The sequence below is a fragment of the Sorangium sp. So ce590 genome (assembly GCF_051521365.1).
In the GTDB taxonomy this organism is placed as follows: Bacteria; Myxococcota_A; Polyangia; order Polyangiales; family Polyangiaceae; genus Sorangium.
In genome coordinates this window covers 5964626-5980856 of sequence record NZ_CP150346.1, presented here as the reverse complement: position 1 = coordinate 5980856, position 16231 = coordinate 5964626, and the positions used below count along the sequence as shown (strand labels likewise).

The 16231-nt window shown below is 72.2% G+C and carries 18 protein-coding genes; 11 read left to right on the top strand and 7 right to left on the bottom strand.

Features of this window, described 5'->3' with window-relative positions; genetic code table 11:
• Window positions 1-7: 7 nt before the first annotated feature.
• Window positions 8-985, bottom strand: coding sequence for an AAA family ATPase (locus WMF28_RS22240; protein ID WP_437595245.1), 978 nt, complete (start codon window positions 983-985; stop codon window positions 8-10).
• Window positions 982-2439: a DUF4350 domain-containing protein gene (locus tag WMF28_RS22235; RefSeq protein WP_437595244.1), complete on the bottom strand. Its 1458-nt coding sequence runs from the start codon at window positions 2437-2439 to the stop codon at window positions 982-984. Before WMF28_RS22235 ends, WMF28_RS22240 begins: the two co-directional genes overlap by 4 nt.
• 212 nt (window positions 2440-2651) lie before the next feature.
• Here WMF28_RS22235 and WMF28_RS22230 point away from each other — a divergent pair, with 212 nt between their 5' ends.
• From WMF28_RS22230 to WMF28_RS22185, 10 genes are all read left to right on the top strand, one after another.
• Entirely contained in the window at window positions 2652-2834 is a 183-nt protein-coding gene (locus WMF28_RS22230; protein ID WP_437475505.1) for a hypothetical protein, read from the top strand.
• A 466-nt stretch (window positions 2835-3300) separates the two neighbouring features.
• Complete coding sequence (gene rpsP / locus WMF28_RS22225) at window positions 3301-3567, top strand: 30S ribosomal protein S16 (protein WP_012237071.1); 267 nt, start codon at window positions 3301-3303, stop codon at window positions 3565-3567.
• 1 nt (window position 3568) lies between these two features.
• Complete coding sequence (locus WMF28_RS22220; RefSeq protein WP_437572994.1) at window positions 3569-3820, top strand: KH domain-containing protein; 252 nt, start codon at window positions 3569-3571, stop codon at window positions 3818-3820.
• A 12-nt stretch (window positions 3821-3832) separates the two neighbouring features.
• On the top strand, window positions 3833-4345 hold the full coding sequence (gene rimM / locus WMF28_RS22215; RefSeq protein ID WP_437595243.1) for a ribosome maturation factor RimM: 513 nt from the start codon (window positions 3833-3835) through the stop codon (window positions 4343-4345).
• A 40-nt stretch (window positions 4346-4385) separates the two neighbouring features.
• Entirely contained in the window at window positions 4386-5177 is a 792-nt protein-coding gene (gene trmD / locus WMF28_RS22210) for a tRNA (guanosine(37)-N1)-methyltransferase TrmD (protein ID WP_437595242.1), read from the top strand.
• Window positions 5174-5749, top strand: a complete 576-nt coding sequence (locus tag WMF28_RS22205; RefSeq protein WP_437595241.1) for an RNA methyltransferase — start codon at window positions 5174-5176, stop codon at window positions 5747-5749. Before trmD ends, WMF28_RS22205 begins: the two co-directional genes overlap by 4 nt.
• Window positions 5750-5819: 70 nt before the next feature.
• A complete protein-coding gene (gene queG / locus WMF28_RS22200) occupies window positions 5820-7001 on the top strand; it encodes a tRNA epoxyqueuosine(34) reductase QueG (RefSeq protein ID WP_437595240.1) in 1182 nt (393 codons plus the stop codon).
• A 72-nt stretch (window positions 7002-7073) separates the two neighbouring features.
• Window positions 7074-8021 carry a lysophospholipid acyltransferase family protein gene (locus WMF28_RS22195; RefSeq protein WP_437595239.1) on the top strand — a complete coding sequence of 316 codons (948 nt, stop codon included), beginning with the start codon at window positions 7074-7076 and terminating at the stop codon, window positions 8019-8021.
• Between the two features lie 89 nt (window positions 8022-8110).
• On the top strand, window positions 8111-8836 hold the full coding sequence (locus tag WMF28_RS22190) for a DUF72 domain-containing protein (protein ID WP_437595238.1): 726 nt from the start codon (window positions 8111-8113) through the stop codon (window positions 8834-8836).
• Window positions 8833-9882 carry a hypothetical protein gene (locus WMF28_RS22185; RefSeq protein ID WP_437595237.1) on the top strand — a complete coding sequence of 350 codons (1050 nt, stop codon included), beginning with the start codon at window positions 8833-8835 and terminating at the stop codon, window positions 9880-9882. Before WMF28_RS22190 ends, WMF28_RS22185 begins: the two co-directional genes overlap by 4 nt.
• Before the next feature lie 273 nt (window positions 9883-10155).
• Here WMF28_RS22185 and rpmB read toward each other — a convergent pair whose 3' ends face one another.
• From rpmB to WMF28_RS22170, 3 genes are all read right to left on the bottom strand, one after another.
• Complete coding sequence (rpmB, locus tag WMF28_RS22180; protein ID WP_020737334.1) at window positions 10156-10380, bottom strand: 50S ribosomal protein L28; 225 nt, start codon at window positions 10378-10380, stop codon at window positions 10156-10158.
• A gap of 209 nt (window positions 10381-10589) precedes the next feature.
• Window positions 10590-11666, bottom strand: a complete 1077-nt coding sequence (locus WMF28_RS22175; protein ID WP_437595236.1) for a hypothetical protein — start codon at window positions 11664-11666, stop codon at window positions 10590-10592.
• 13 nt (window positions 11667-11679) lie between these two features.
• On the bottom strand, window positions 11680-12537 hold the full coding sequence (locus WMF28_RS22170; RefSeq protein ID WP_437604297.1) for an N-formylglutamate amidohydrolase: 858 nt from the start codon (window positions 12535-12537) through the stop codon (window positions 11680-11682).
• A 160-nt stretch (window positions 12538-12697) separates the two neighbouring features.
• Between WMF28_RS22170 and xerD the strand changes: the two genes are divergently transcribed.
• Window positions 12698-13588 carry a site-specific tyrosine recombinase XerD gene (gene xerD / locus WMF28_RS22165; RefSeq protein WP_437595235.1) on the top strand — a complete coding sequence of 297 codons (891 nt, stop codon included), beginning with the start codon at window positions 12698-12700 and terminating at the stop codon, window positions 13586-13588.
• Window positions 13589-13603: 15 nt separating this feature from the next.
• On the opposite strand, the gene WMF28_RS22160 is transcribed toward xerD, so the two are convergent.
• Window positions 13604-15451, bottom strand: a complete 1848-nt coding sequence (locus WMF28_RS22160; RefSeq protein WP_437595234.1) for a serine/threonine protein kinase — start codon at window positions 15449-15451, stop codon at window positions 13604-13606.
• Window positions 15452-15455: 4 nt separating this feature from the next.
• Window positions 15456-16100 (bottom strand): hypothetical protein, encoded by a 645-nt coding sequence (locus WMF28_RS22155; RefSeq protein ID WP_437595233.1) that lies wholly within the window; start codon window positions 16098-16100, stop codon window positions 15456-15458.
• Window positions 16101-16231 lie beyond the last annotated feature (131 nt).

Genomic DNA, 16231 nt, shown 5'->3' with positions numbered 1-16231 from the left:
GGGGGATCTACGCCGGCCGCGCCGCGCGCCGGTAACCCACGCGCTGCACCGCCTCGTCGATGATCGCGTCGCGCGCCTTCGGATCCACGTCGGCCTCGGGCACGAGCACCAGGCGGTGCGCGAGCGCCGCGGGCGCCATGCCGCGCACGTCGTCCGGGGTCACGAACGGGCGCCCGCCGATCACCGCCGCCGCCTTGGCCGCCTGGAGCAGCGCGAGCGTGGCGCGCGGCGATGCGCCGAGCAGCACGCGAGGGTGCGTCCGCGTGAACCCCGTGAGGTTCACCGCGTAGTCGTACAGGTCCTCCTCGACGTGGATCCGTCGCGCGACGCCCTGCAGCATGAGGAGGTCCTGGACGGCGAGCGTCGCGCGCGCCCGCGGCGGCTCGACGTTGTGCGCGCGGAGCATCGCCACCTCGTCCTTGTGCTGCGGGTAGCCGATGCTCACGCGGATGAGGAACCTGTCGATCTGCGCCTCCGGCAGCGGGTAGGTCCCCTCGAGATCGATCGGGTTCTGCGTCGCCAGCACCATGAAGGGCGACGGCAGCTCGAAGCGATCGCCCTCGATCGTCACCTGCCGCTCCTGCATGGCCTCGAGGAGCGCCGACTGGGTCTTCGCCGGGGCGCGGTTGATCTCGTCAGCGAGCACGAGGTTCGCGAAGATCGGGCCGGGGCGCAGCGTGAAGGTCCCCTCCTTGGGCGACAGGACGTACGTCCCCGTGATGTCGGCGGGCAGGAGGTCGGGCGTGAACTGGATCCGCCGGACGGACGCGCCCAGCGCCGCCGCGAACGCCTTGACCAGCGTGGTCTTCGCGACGCCGGGCACGCCTTCCAGCAGCACGTGCCCCTGCGCGAGCAGGGCGGTGAGCATCAGATCGATCGCGCGCGGCGATCCGATGTAAACGCGCGTGATCTCCCGCCGGACCGCCTCGATCCGCTCCCTGGCAGCGGAGATTTCGTCGACGGCGACGGCCTGAACCTGGTTCATCGAGCGCCTTTGTCAGAGGGTGGTGTTGCGAGCTTCGCTTCCGCCGGTGAGGGCCGCGCCTCCGGGGACGCCGTCGAAGGGTCGGCAGGCGCGCCGGGGTGAGGCCCCCGCGGTGGCCTCCGGCCGTCGGCGCCGCAGGCGGCGAGGACGCTCCGCACGACGCCGGCGGCGTGCAGGAGCGCGGGCCTGGACACGCTCGCCGGCTTGCCGGCGACGACGGACGCTTCGACTCGGTACATGGTGCCCAGAACCTCCTTGAAAGCCGAGAGGGCTCGCTCGTCAAGAGATCCCTCTCGGGCCACGAGCCGCGCGACCGTCTCCTGCGCCGGGTTGGCCTCGAGACCGAAGCGCACGGACAGGGCCTCGAAGAGCGCGCTCTTCAGCTCGAGGAACGCGAGCCCGCGCGGGGACGAGGGGGCGGCGAGGACGGCGAAGCGCCCGGCGGCGCCCCCCTGCGCGACGAGCGGCGTGGGACGGGCGTATCGAGGGAGCGGGCCTCGGTAGGGCTTCGCCGAGGCGCGCGCGGTCCAGATCGCGAGGGCGAGGCCGGCGAGGGCGGCGAGGGCGAGGAGGGCGCCGCCGGGGAGCCCGTCGCGGCGGGCGTCCTCGACGGCGTTCGCGAGCGCCTTGAGCTGCGCGTCGAAGTCCTTGCGGAGCGACGTCTCGCCGCCGAACGAGCTCTCTTCGTCGAACCGGTTCGCGACGATGTAGAGGCGGCCTCGGCGCGGCTCCGCGCCATCCTCGTCGACCAGGTAGCGGGTCAGGCCCGAGGCGAAGGCGCGGTTGCCCGGGTACCGGAGCATCATGTTCATCAGCGCCGACGGGTCGCCCATCGCGAAGAGCCGGCCCTTGCCGACCTGCCCGGCGACGGCGACGATCACGTCCGGCTCGCTGACGGCGCGGATCCGCAGCACGGGCGAGAGGTTCGGGTGCCGGAGGCCGGTCGCGTGGTTCGTGACGAGCCGCTCGACGTGGCTGACGACGGGGTGCCGACCGATGGAGTTGCCCCCGACGGCGTCGGCGACGGGCTCCGCGATGGCGAGGGCGGGGCGGTTCCGGAGCGCGGCGAGCGGCCGGGCTGGCGTCGGGACGCGCTCGATCTGGAACCGCCGGAGCGTGTCGTCGCCGCGGCCGAAATCGTCGACGATGGCGAGCCGCCCGCCGGCCTTCATGAACGAGGTCGTCTCGTCAGCGTCGAGCGCCTGCTGCGGATGGAGCACGAGGATGCCGTCCTCCGGGCCGACCTGGCTCCAGTCGAGCACAGCGACGGGGTGGACCCTGGCGACGCCGAGCTCCGCGCGCGCGATCTCGAGAAACTCCGAGCACCCCTCCCAGCTCGTGTCGTTCACGTCGAAGGCAGCGCTCGCTGTTCGGGCGGGCGCGAGCAGCGCCATCAGGGCGATCAGCGCGATCAGCGCGATCCGGAGGGAGCAGGATGTGGCCCGCCGGCGCACCGACAGACGCCGATGATCCCTGTGAAATTCGAAGGATGCGTGCGCAAGCCACGCGCCGTGCCGCGTCATGAGCGCCGCGAACATACCACTGTCAGCCCGAGCGATAACCTTGACCCGCCATCTCACATTGCTAGATTCGCTTTGTAAGAGCGGGGTGCTTTCTCGCAGGCCTCGTTCGACCAACTCGGCCGAGCACTCTACGGGGTTAGTCGATGCTTCCTCCGTTCATCATCGAGCAAATACGGCAGCGCGAAGAAGAGAAGGATCGGTCAAGAAGCGAAGAAATTCGACCGCGCCTCGAGCTGCCGATCGAACGCTACCCCGCTCCTCGTCGTCTTCCCGATACTGAAGAGGACGATCCCAACCGGGGCGTCATCATCCTCGACCTGGGCTAAAACCACGTGTAGCACGCCCCCTTCGCGGTCCCCGTGGAAACGCGAGACGCCGCCCCGCAAAGTCCGCGGGACGTCCCCGACACCCTCCACGCTCTCCCCGTAAATCCCGAAAAACGGGCACACTGGCATCCTTCGATGCGCGCGCATGGGGCTCCGTTTCTTGCCTGAAGCGAGCTCGTCTTCTTGCCTGAAGTTGCCTGAAGCGAGCTCGTCCGGTCAGTCTGCTGCGTCCGCGCTCCCAGTCCTTGGGTCGCCGTGCGCGGCAGGGCGCCGAGCGGCGTGGGCCGAAAAATTGTCCTTGGTCGAGATGACCACGTTCGTGCGGGGTTGACCGGAGGTGGGAACTTCGCCTAGGTTGCGCCCCCACTTCTGGCGCCGAGCACTGAACAAGCTACGCTCCGGCGCTTCAGAGCAGACCGTGCGCAACGTGAGCACGGGCTCTTCCATATCGATCGAGGTTCTACAGATGGCCGTTCATATTCGCCTCGCCCGCGCGGGCACCAAGAAGACGCCCTTCTACCGCATCGTCGTCGCCGACCAGCGCAGCCCGCGCGGCGGCCGGTTCATCGAGCGGTTGGGCACGTACGACCCGCGCAGGACCGAGATCCGCCTCGATGTGCCCCGCGTGAGGCACTGGATCTCGAACGGCGCCCAGCCGACGCACACGGTGGCGCTGCTCCTGAAGCACCCTGGGCTCGCCCAGGCAGCCGCTCCGGCGGACGCCGCGAAGTAGCATGGTCTCCTCGACGTCTCCGCTGGTCGATCTCGTGGCGCTCGTCGCCCGCGCGCTCGTCGACCAGCCGGACCGGGTCGTCGTTCGCGAGGTGGCGGGCGACCGCTTCCCCCGGATCGAGCTGACGGTCGCGCGCGAGGACATCGGCAAGGTGATCGGCAAGGACGGGCGCACCGCGCAGTCGATCAGGACACTGCTGAGCGCCGCTGCGAGCAAGTCGGGGCGGCGCGCACACCTCGACATCCTCGACTGAGGCGGACCCAAGGTGGAGCGACGCTACGTCCCCGTCGCGGAGATCGCCCGGCCGCATGGCGTCCAGGGGGAGCTCCGGCTTCGTATCTACAACGAATCATCCGACCTGCTCCTCGCGCGGCCTCCGATCAGGCTGCGCCTCCCCGATGGCGCCGAGCGGGACGCGAAGATCGTCGCGGCGCGCCCCACCGACAAGGCGCTGCTCGTGCGGCTCGCTGGGATCGACGGTCGGGACGCGGCCGAGGCCCTGCGCGGCGCGGCGGTGTGCGTGCCGCGGGACGCGTTCGCGCCGCTCTCCGAGGGCGAGTTCTACGCGTGCGACATCGAGGGGGCGCGCGTGATGACCCCAGAGGGCGACCTGCTCGGGCACGTGAGGTCGCTCCAGTCGTACCCGACCTGCGACGTGCTGGTCGTTGAGCGGCGCGGCGCAGATTCGATCGAGATCCCGTTGACCGAGAGCTTCGTCGGCAGCGTGGACGTGGAGCAGCAGATCGTCCAGCTGGTGACGCTGGAAGGCCTCGTCTGAGCCGCCGTCCGGCGCGAGGCGGCCCGCCGCGGCAAGTTCGATGCGCATCGATGTAGTCACCCTGTTTCCCGAGCTCTTCGAGGGATTTCTGGCGATCGGCATGGTCGGGCGCGGGCTCGCTTCGGGCGCGTTCGCGGTCCGGACGCGCAGTCCGCGCGAGTTCGGCCTCGGCCGGCACCGGAGCGTGGATGACACGCCCTACGGCGGCGGTTCGGGCATGGTGATGCGCGTCGACTGCATCGTCCGCTGCCTGGAGGCGCTCGACGAGGCCGCCGTCGAGGGCGAGCCGGCGGGCGCGCCTTCCGGAGAGGCGACGGCGCCCTCGGGCCCTGCGCAGCGCGCGCACCGGGTGCTGCTCACGCCGCAGGGGCAGCCTTTCCGCCAGGAGAAGGCCATCGAGCTCGCGGCGCGCCCTGCCGTCGCGCTCGTGTGCGGCCGGTACGAGGGGTTCGACGAGCGGGTGCGCGCGTTCGTCGACGAGGAGATCTCGCTCGGCGACTTCGTGATGACGGGCGGCGAGGTGGCGGCGATGGCGGTGATCGATGCGTGCGTGCGCTTGCTCCCAGGGGTGCTGGGCAACGCGGGGTCGGCGGAGCACGAGTCGCATAGCCCCGCGCTGTCCGGGCTCCTGGAGTACCCGCAGTACACGCGCCCCGTGGAGTTCCGCGGACACAAGGTGCCCGAGGTGCTGCAGCAGGGGAACCACGCGGTGATCGCTCGCTGGCGACGGGCGCAGGCAGAGCAGCGCACGGCCGAGCGCCGGCCCGACCTCTGGTGCAAGACGCGCGGAGGACAGCCTCCGCCGGACGAGGGCGGCGAGGTGCGACGATGAGACTCGCGCTCGCGCTCGTCCACTACCCGGTGCTCGACCGCTCCGGCGAGACGGTGACCACCGCGATCACGAACCTCGATCTGCACGACATGGCGCGGAGCGCGCGCACGTACGGGGCCGAGCGGCTGTTCGTCGTGCACCCGGTGGCCGCACAGCGCGCGCTGGCAGAGCGGATCAGGGAGCACTGGGTGCTCGGCTCCGGCAAGCGCCGGATCCCCGATCGCGCCGTCGCGCTCGATGTGCTGAGCGTGGTCTCGAGCCTGGACGACGTGTATGGCGCGCTGAGCAGCGCCGGGCGCCCCGGCGTCGAGGTCTGGACGACGGCGGCGGCCTCGCGAGGGCTCCAGGTGACGAGCTATGCAGCGACCCGCGCGCGCCTCGCGCAGGCGAGCCGCCCGGTGCTGATCCTGTTCGGCACAGGCTGGGGGCTCGCGCCAGAGATCATCGACGACGCCGATCTCCGGATCGAGCCCATCCGGGCGGCCGCGACCACCGGCTACAACCACCTGAGCGTGCGCGCGGCGTGCGCGATCACGCTCGATCGGCTGCTCGGCGACTGGCACGCCGGGTGAGCCCTCGCGGTGCGCGGCGGCCGAGCGTGACGCCAGCGCCGCCGTCCGCCCCGCGGTCCATCCTACGGCCATGAGCAAGCGCGAGGCCCACCGTCCCGCAGACGAGACGAGCTCGGAGCGACCGACGCACGATCGGCTGGTGCGCGAGCAGGCGTTCGCGCTCGGGTTCGACGTCGTCGGCGTCGCGCGCGCGGACGAGCCGCTCGGGGTCGAGCACGCGCGGTACCTCGAGTTCATCGAGCGGGGCATGCACGGGGAGATGGGCTACCTCGCGGAGTACGCGGAGCAGCGGCGCCGGGTGGACACCGGCGCGATCCTCGAGGGGGCGCGCTCGGTCGTGTGCGTCGGCCGCAGGTATGCCCGGCCCAAGGACAGCGAGGGGCGCGACCCTTCGCTCGCGCAGATCATCGCGCGGTACGCGCGCGGCCAGGACTATCACAACCACCTGAAGCGCCGGCTGCGGCGGCTCGCGTCGTTCATCCGGTCGCTCGCGCCGTCCGTCCTCGCGCGGCCGCTCTGCGACGTCGAGCCGGTGATGGAGCGCGTCTGGGCGGTGCGCGCCGGCCTCGGCTTCGTCGGCAAGAACGGGCTGCTCATCACGCCGGGGCAGGGGAGCTACCAGCTGCTCGGCGAGGTGGTGACCACGCTGCCGCTCGTCCCCGACGTGCCCATCGCAGAGCGCTGTGGCTCGTGCACGCGCTGCCTCGACGCGTGCCCAACGCAGGCGTTCGATGCGCCCTTCGTGCTCGATCCGCGGCGCTGCGTCGCGTACCTGACGATCGAGCAGCGAAGCGCGCCCGCCGAGGAGCTGCGGCCCGGCATGGGAGAGCACCTCTTCGGCTGCGACGTGTGCCAGGAGGTCTGCCCGTTCAACAGGACCGCGCCGCCGCCCCTCGATCGCACCGCGCCGTTCCATCCGCTCGCACGATGGGAGGCGCGCGACGTCGACGATCTCACGTCGCTGGACGAGCAAGAGTTCGACGCGCTGACCGTCGGGACGCCGGTGCGGCGCGCGCGGCGCGGCGGGCTCGCCAGAAACGCGACCATCGTCGCTGCGAACCGGCTCGCGCGCGGGGCGGAAGGCGAGGCCGCGGCGAGCGCGAAGCGCGCGCTCGCCGCGGCGCTCACCCACGACGACCCCTCCGTGCGCGCCGTCGCCGCGTGGGGCATGCGCCGCGCGGGCTGCGGTGAGTCGACGAGCCCCGACGCAGCGGAGCCTGCCGGGTCGCTCGAGGATCCCGGTGCAGGTTGAGGCGCAGAGGGCGTCGAGGTCGATCGTAGCGCCGAGGCGCGGCGGTGCTCGGGCGCCCTTCGCGGGCGGCCGATGATCCGCTACGGTGTTCGCCGGCAAGACGCCGCGCGCACGAGCAAGAACGTGGATCTCCCCCCCAGGCTCCGAGCGCTCCTCGACGATCTGCGCCGGCACGACTCCGTCCTCTGGCGGCGTGCGGTCGACGCCGGGGTGACCTACGGCCCAGATCTCCTCGTCCGGCACAGCCCCGCGCTGTTCGGGCTCGTCTGCGGGGCCGTGCTGCCGGAGCACCGGCGGGCCGTGCGCAGGAACCTGCGGCTGGCGCTCGGCGAGCGGGGGGCGCTCGACGAGTACCGCGACGTCGCCCGGGTGTTCATCAACTTCGCCAGCTGCCTCACCGACGCGTTCATCGCGGGCAGCAGCCGGTCCGAGCGGCTCACCGGCCTGTGCGTGAACGACGAGCACTTCACGAGCGCGTTCCGGCGCGGCCGCGGCGTGATCGTCGTCACGGCGCACACCGGCGGATGGCAGGCCGCGGCGCCGCTGCTGCGCTCGGTGCACGCGGCCGACGTGCTGATCGTGATGCAGCGCGAGCGCGACAGCCGGGCGCAGGCCATCCAGGACGGCGCGCGCGATCGGGTCGGCGTGCGGATGCAGCACGTGGATGACGATCCGCTCGCGGTGCTCCCGCTGCTCGCGCACCTGCGGCGGCAAGGCGTCGTGGCCATCCAGATCGATCGCCTCCCGTCCGGGATGCGCGGGCGCGATGTCGAGCTCTTCGGGATGCCCTGGCGCGTCCCGGAGGGGCCGCTCCAGCTCGCCGCGGTGAGCGGCGCGCCGATCGTCCCGGTGTTCACCCGGCGGACCGGCTTCATGGAGTACGAGATCTGCATCGCGCCGCCCATCTCGCTGCCCAGGAGGCCAGGACCGTCCGAGCTCGACGTCGCGGCGCGGCAGATCACGGCGGAGATGGAGCGCTTTCTGCGGGAGAACCCGACGCAGTGGTTCCACTTCGAATAAATCAAGGACTTTGAGCCTCAAATGAGAAATCACGCCGCGGTCGGCCACGCGCTGCATCGGCGCGCAACCTGGGTTAAGAGTCCGCGCTGATGGCCCGCCTCCTCGTCGGACTGCCCTCGCTCAAGGGGGATATCCAGAAGTACAAAGATCGCTTCGATCTGGTCGAGCTCCGTCCGCTCGATACGTCGCTGCCCCGCGCGACCACGCTGCGCAAGTGGCGCAAAGCGGTGCCGCCGGGCTTCGTCTTCAGCGTGGTGCTGCCGCGCGTGGTCGGCGAGCTCGTGGCCGGGGACGAGCTCGACGAAGCGCTGTCGACCTCGCTCGAGGTGGCGTCCGTGCTCGAGGCCCGGTGCGTCGTGCTCCAGACGCCGCCGTCGCTCCGCCCGACGGCGAGCAACCGCAAGAAGCTCGCGGCGCTCTTCGAGCGTCTGCCCGCCGAAGGGGTCGTGCGCTGCTGGGAGCCCTCCGGGATCTGGGAGCGCGACGACATCGTGGCGACCGCGCGCGCCGCGAAGGTCCTCCCGGTGCTCGACGTCGCGCGCGACGCGCCGCCGCCCGGGCCGATCGTCTACACACGGCTGCGCGCGCTCGGAAAGTCGTCGTCGATGGGAGCGGCCGCGCTCGAGCGCGTCGCCGATCGCCTGCGCGGACGGCGTGAGGTGTTCCTGGTCGTCGAGGGCGACCGCGCGCCGCAGATCAAGTCCCAGCTCGCGGCGTCGCTCGCGCGCAAGCCCGATCGCTCAACAGCTTCCGCCGTGGTAAGGCCTACCATGCCTATGCCGAACACCCTCGTCGCCGAGGACGAGGAGCAGTGATCCGCGGCGCGGCGGCTACGGCGAGTGATGCGTTCGCGGCTTCGGCCGCTCGGGCCGCGCTCGAGTCGTCCGGCAGCGCGATCGATGCGATCATCGCCGGCTTCTTCGCCGCAGCTGGCGAGCAGCCCGACGTGCTGCTCGCGCCTGCCGTCGCGCTTGCGGCAGGCGTCGGCGTGGGCGCGCGGGCCTTCGATGGACGGGCGATCCAGCCCGGGCGCGGCGCGCCGCGCCCGCGCGGGTTCGTCGACGGGCAAAGCGTGCCGGAGGCCGCGCGCGTCGCGGTTCCGCGCTCGCTCGGGATGCTGGTCCTGCTGCACGGCTACCTCGGGCGCGCGCGCCTCCGGGAGCTGGTTCGGGCCGGCGTGGCCGCAGCCGAGCGCGCGGGCGCGAGCGGGCGCGCCGAGCTGCTCCGCGAGGTCGGCTCGCTCGGCGCGATAGCGCTCCGGGCGCGCGACGTGGAGCGGGCGCTGCTGGCCGTGGGCGGGCCGGTCGCCGGTGGGACCCTGACCGCCGAAGACCTGGCCGAGGCGGTCCCGGCCGAGGTGGAGGCCGCGTCGACCACGATCGCGGAGGGCGCGACAGCGCTCCAGGCGCCGTGGCCGGTCGGGGACCTGGTGCGACCCGCGGATGCGATCGTCGCCTGCGACGGATGGGGTACCGTGGCGGCGCTGGCCTACGCGCGCACCGACGATGGGATCACCGTGCCCGAGCTCGACATCGTGCTCGGGCGCGACGCCGTCCCGGTGCGCCGCGGAATCACGCGCCTCGCCCCAGGCACGCCCCTGCCGGCGGCGGCGCCGATCGCGATCCTCCAGCGCAGCGCCTTCGCGGCCGCGATCGCGGTGACCGGCAGGTCCAAGCTCGACGTGACCGCCCTCGGCGCGCTCCTCCGCGGCAACGCGCTCGAGGCGGCCCTCCACGACGTCCGCACGCAGCTGAGCGCCGCCGGCGCCCTCGCCGTCCTGCGCGACGACCGCGACGCGCGCGCGGCCAGCCTCGCGGCCGGATTCATGGCAGGGGTACGGACACCGCCAGCAGAGGGCTGAGGCGACGCCGGCGCAGGCTGACCGAGCGATCGGCCGAAGCCGACGCAGGGGAGCCGAGCGATCGGCCGGACCGAAGCGGCCGCCATACCTCCGGCGGATGCGTCAGCGCGGAGGCCACGACGGTGGTCTAGACGTGATCAAACCGCCAGAGCGCCAAGGACACCACGGAGAGGACCTCTCGGTTCTCCTGGTGCCCTTGGCGTCCTGGCGGTTTTCTCGTCCGGGTCGCTATCGCTGGCTCGCTGCTCCAGACGCGACCGAGCGCCGCTCCAGCTAGAGCGTGACGCCGTAGCGCTTCGCGTAGGCAACGACGCCGATCTTGTCGATCGTGCGGATGTCACGCGTCGTGAGGTTGAGCTTCACGAAGCGGTTGAGCTCGGGGACCCAGACGCGCCGGGTCTGGATGTTCACGAGCTGCCAGCGCTTCGTCTTGATGTTGGAGTGGGAGACATTCTGCGCCAGAAGCTTCCGCTTCCCAGTGATGTCGCTCTTCGCCATGACGTCCTCGGTTGGAAGGGGACCGGACTCGGTACCCGATCCTGTATCGAACAAGCTGGCCGGGCGCACGCCCTGCGCGGGGGAGCAGGGGGGCTCGGGAGCGCGGGAAAGTGAAGGAAGCCGGGGGACATGTCAAGCGTCCACCGGGGGTACTTCGCCGCAATGCACCGGAAATCGCCCGCGGAGGGGGCGGTGGACCGCCCGCGGAGCTAGGTCAGCCACTCGCCGCCCGAGGGCGGCCGCCGGTCCCGGCCCTCCTTGTCGTTCTCGGGGCGGTGTAGATCGATACGCCGGGCGTCGGCGGCAAGACGCCAGGCCAGGATCTGGAACAGGCCAAGGCTCGTGATCGCAGACGTCGCGGCGAACGCCAGGCCTGCGGAGAGCACGCTGACGAGATCCCGCGGCGAGAAGGCGCTGAGCTGGGCGAGCCTGCCGACGACAAGGTCGGCCGTGAAGGCGAGCACCACCGCGACCGCAAGGAACGAACCGGCGCCCGTCGTCTCCGACCCCATGAAGCCGGTGAGGCTCGACAGCACCGCCAGGATCACCATCAGGGCGCCGAGCTGGCCCAGGTGCGGGTCGAGCAAGGCGAGCTGCGCGATGGCATGCCCGAACGAGGGGAGCGCGACAAGGAACGCGACGACGAGCAGCCACCGGGCGCCGGTGTACGCCCTGTAGCGGGACCGGAAGACGAGCGCCGCCGGCAGCGCTATCGCCGCCCCAGCCCGGGCAGCGCCCCACCCGACCGCGGGACCGGAGCTCTGGAGGCCGATGACGGTCGCGATCGTCCCCAGAACCACCATGGCGACGGCGCGCTGCCTGTAGCTCACCGACGTGAGCGCGGTGAACAGCGTGACGATGCCCAGAACGAACGCAGGCGGCCCCGCGACCACGCCGTCCGGGCGGAGCCCCGCGACCGACAGGCCACCGAACAGAAGGAAGCTCACGCCCACCACGGCGCACCAGACCCGCGCCGCGTCCTGCGCCGGACGCATCGGCGCCAGGTCCTCCATGAGCGCCTCGGACGCGAGCAGCGGCTTGGTGACATGCTCGCGCGCGCTCGGCGGCGTCTCCTCGAGCGAGATGGCTGGGCTCGACCCGGAGAGCCGCTCGACCGGCGCGGCGCCGGGCGGCGCCGCCGAAGGCCCTGCCGGGGGCGGTTCGGCCGGGCTGTCACTGGCCGCGGCGCCCTCCGCCTGGGCTGGAGCTGCCTTGTCCCGTTCGGCGATCGCGCGACGGCTCGCTGGCGGGCGGTCGCGGTTCGCCTCTCCGTAAGGCTTTTCCATTGCTGGAGCTGGATCAGATCTCACGGACGTCGATGGGGTTGCTGCGGAGCTGACCAAGCAGCTCGGCCGAGGTGAGCCGCGCGACCAGGGTGCGTCCGAAGTCTCGCACGGTAGTGAATCCTTGCCCATCCATGGCGAGGGATTGCTCGTCCATGTACAGCCGGCGTGCAATCTCGATCTGCACGGCGTGGACGGCACGGCGCGGTTGGCCGTAGTGCGCGGTACTGAACCCCCCCTTGTAGGGGTCGTCATGACGCACGGAGAAGCGGCAGGCGCGCGCGTGCTGATCGACCGCGTCGATCACCGCGCTCGCGGCGGTCGTCCGTCCGCGCGTGCCGGGGACGATGTCGGCTCGGCCGACCGCGCCCTCGGCATGGCCGCGGCGGCTCTGGCTCGGCATCGAGTGGGCGCAGAGGAGGATCGCGAAGCCAAAGCGCTCGCGCTTGCGGGCGAGGATCTCGCTGAGGGTACGGTGGTAGGGGCGATAGAAGCGGTCGAGCCGGCGCTCGAGCTCCCGCCTCGGAAGTCGAGCGACAAGGATGGGCTCGCCGTCCGTTGTCACGCGCCAGATGAGCCCCCTCGGGAACGGCGCCCGACCGCCGCCCTCGACCGCATCGCCGTCGCAGTCGGACTCGCTGCGGTTGAGATCGACGACCAGCCGGCTCATCCGCGAGAACAGGAGGGTCGCTCCCTCGGCCGGAGCGTCCTGGAAGAGCGCGTCCACGTAGAGATCGGCGTCGCGCCCGATGCTGCGCGCAGGCGCGATGGTCCAGGACAGCGACTCGGGATCCATGTGGACACCCGCGTGCGGTACTTCGACGAGGACCGGGCTTTCCGCTCCGCGGGGCTCGACGACCTCGAAGGCTGACACCACGAGGCCCACTGTGACGCATTCCGCGTCCGGCTGGAACCAGGACGGGGAGGTTCCTGACCGGAAGGAAGGACGACGTGGTGCCGTCCGGGGCGTCCTGTGGGCACCTGCTCCGCCCGGCTTTCTGGCGTCCGTGGCCGGTTCCGCAGTAGCGTTGGCCGTGGACCTCGCGACCTGGGTGGACGCATACCTGGATCACCTCCGCGTCGAGCGGGCTCTGGCGCCCCTGACGCTCGAGGCGTACGGGCACGATCTCGCCAAGCTCGTCGCCCATGCCGAGGCGACCGGGATCTCGACCGTCGACGGCATCGACCAGGCGCTGCTCGGCACCTACCTGGTCGCGCTCGGTCAGGCGGGTATCAGCGCGAGCTCGGCGGCTCGCCACCTCTCTGCGGTCCGCGGGTTCATGCGCTTCCTGCTCCGTGAGCGCTGCATCGAGCGGGATCCATGCGCGCTGATCGAGCGACCCAGGGTCGGGCGGCGGCTGCCCAAGGTGCTCTCGTTCGACGAGATCGCGCTCCTCATCGAGGCGCCCGAGCAGGGGACCTTCAAGGGGCTGCGCGATCGCGCGATGCTCCACGTGATGTACGCAGCCGGCCTGCGCGTCAGCGAGGTGGTGCGCCTCAAGGTCGCCGACATCGAGCGGCGCAAGGGGATCGTGACGGCGCTCGGCAAGGGCGGGAAGCGGCGGCTCGTGCCGCTCGGCGAGCCGGCGCTCGCGGCCATCGACACCTACCTGGAGGCGCGCGCCACGCACCCGCGCAGCGCAGCGACGCAGGTGCTGTTCCTGTCCCCCCGCGGCGGGCCGCTCACCCGGCAGGCGGTGTGGAAGCTCCTCGGGGGATACGCGCGCGCCGTGGGGATCGGCAAGCCGAGCTCGCCGCACAAGCTCCGCCACTCCTTTGCAACGCACCTGCTCGAGGGGGGCGCGGATCTCCGGAGCGTCCAGGCGCTCCTCGGCCACGCGAACGTGGTGACGACCGAGATCTACACGCACCTCGCCGACGATCATGTGCGCGCCGCGTACCGACGGGCGCACCCTCGCGCGTGAGCGCGCGGACCGCGGCTACTTGCAGCGCTTGAGGAACTTACCGCAAGGCTTGTTCGTGGCTTGCCCCGCGGGCTGAGCCGGCGCCGGGGGGATCTCGGTGAGCTGGAACTCCTGCACGAGCGGCGTGCCAGCCTTGACGACGATGCTCATGCTCCGCGGGAAGTAGCCGGTGCGCTTGACGCTGACCTTGTGCACTCCCGGCTTGAGATCGAGCTCGACCTCAGGGGCTCGGGTCGCCTTGCCATCGACGGTGATCTCCTCGCACGCGACGGGCTTGCAGGAGATCTTCACGAGCGCGTCGGTCTTCGCGCCCGCGTCGGTCGAGGCGCCTGCGTCGATCGGGGTCGCGGTGGCCGGGGCTCCGGCATCGGCCGCCTGCGCGCTCGCGATCGGCTCGGGCAGCGCGGGCGCGGCCGTCGGCACGGGGGCCATGGAGGACGCCGTTGTCGACGCGGCGGGGCTCGGCTGCGGCTCTTCCCTGCGATCCATGACGTACCACGCGGCGGCCGTGCCCCCGACGAGCAGCACCGCAGCGATGCCCACCGTCAGGGAAGCCGCCTTGCCCCAGGGCGACCGCGGCGCGCTGACCGCGGTCAGCATCGCGCCGGCGCTCCGAGGGGATGCGGCAGCGGCGCTCTGGGCCGAAGGCGACGGCGCCTGCCCGAGGTTCGCGTCAGCGAAAGGGGGCGGCGGCTGCGGTGAAGATGACAGGGCCGCCGAGGGTGGAAACGGCGCGGGGGGCGGCGGCGGCGATGGTGAAAAAGGCGAGGGGGCCAGCTGCGTCGATGCCGGAAAAGGCGAGAGGGCCAGCTGCGTCGATGCCGGAAAAGGCGAGGAGGCCAGCTGCGTCGATGGTGAAAAAGGCGAAGGGGCCAGCTGCGTCGCGTCGGCCGCCGGCAGAGGCGCGGGCGCGCTCGCCGCGGGGACGGCGTGGGCCGGCGGCACGGGCGCGGGCGCTTCGTTCGCCGAGGGGGACAGGGCGAGCGTCGAGCCCACCTCGATCGCCGCGGCCGAGAAGCCGCTGAGCATGGCCGCGAGCTCGCTCGCCGAGCGGAAACGATCGCGCGGATCGTGCGCCAGCGCGCGCGCGAAGGCGGCGTCCAGCACGGGGCTCACCGGAACGCCGAGCTCCGCGGCGCGCGCCGACGCGGACAGGCGCGGCGCCATGAGCTCGCGCTGCCAGGCCGGCACGTCCACCTGACCCTGGCAGGATCGCCAGTACGAGCGGCCGGTGAGCGCGAAGAAGGCGACCAGCGCCGCCGAGAAGATGTCGGCGGCGGCGCCCGCCGGGGCGCCCGCCTGCAGCTGCTCGGGCGCGAGCCACGGGGCGGAGAGGACGTAGCCCTCCGACGTCGGCAGCATGCTCCGCGCGACGGACGGCCCGAAATCGGTGACCTTCACGCTGCCCGGAGCGCTCGGGTCGATGAACAGGTTCGTCGGCTTGATGCCGTGGTGGGGCACCTCGCGCGCGTGCGCCGCGTCGAGCACCGCCGCGAGCGAGCGGAGCATCGCCCCGACCTCCTCGAAGCTCATGGGCCGGCGCTGCGCGAGCTCCGCGAGCGACGGGACGTGGATCATGTCCGTCACCGTGAAGGGCGCGGCCGTCCCCGGGTCGTAGCCGGCCTCGAGAATGTGCGCGACGAGCTCGTGCGGCAGCCTGTTCGTCTCGGCCACGTACCGCTGCAGGTGCTGCATCGCGTCCGGCCGCTGTCCGATGGCCGGCGCGTACAGCTTGAGGGCGACGTCGCGCGCCTGCGCCGTCACCGCGCGGAAGGTGGCCGTCGCGCCCCCGTAGCCGAGGAGCGAGCGGACGGAGAACCTCCCCGCGACGACGCTGCCCGGCGCGACGTTCGGTGCCGTCACGAGATCACTCCTCCGCGACCGAGATCGACTCGATCGACTGCAGGATGGTCGCGTCGGCGCCGGAGTTGTCGTCGTCGGGCACGAAGCCGAGCCCGATCACGATCTCCCCGTCCGTGCCGGCGTCGGCGAAGATCAGCAGCGGGCCCTTCCTGGTCCCGCGCACGGCGCCCTCCCTCTGCCACAGGCCGATCTTCCTTCCGGCGATCTCCTTGACGTCGTCGGGCTTCTTCCAGCTCACCTTCTTCTTGGGCAGCGTGACGTTGATCTCGCGCGCCAGCGCGTCGAGCGCGGCGTCGCGCTTCTCGGCCGTCTGCTTGCCCTCGCCCGTATCGACCTGCGCCGTCGCGAGGGCAGGGCCCTCGTCCGCGGCCTGCGCGATCGTGGCGCTCTCTGCCTGGGCGTAGGTCCAGCCCTTCGCGGGCGTGAGCACGAGCGAGCTCCCGGCGATCTTCGCCCGGGTCGACTCATCTGCCTGGCACTGCTCGTCGAGCGCCTTGCAGGGCTTCGGGGCAGGAGGGGCCGGCGGCTCGGGCGCCGCGGTCACGACCGGCGCCGGCGTTACGGGTTGCGGTGGAGGCGGCGAGCTGCACGCCGTGGCGAGCGCCGCCGCAGCGCTCAGCGCCAGGGTGGGCCATCGTCGGAAGATCATTGCGCACGAGCGTTGCAGGACCGGCCCCGGGACGGCAAGTAAAGAGCGATCCCGGCGGGGCAGCTTGCGCCGCGGGACGCGGCCGGCGCCCCTGGAACGGCGAGCGCGCCGGGGGGCTGCCCCGGGCGCGC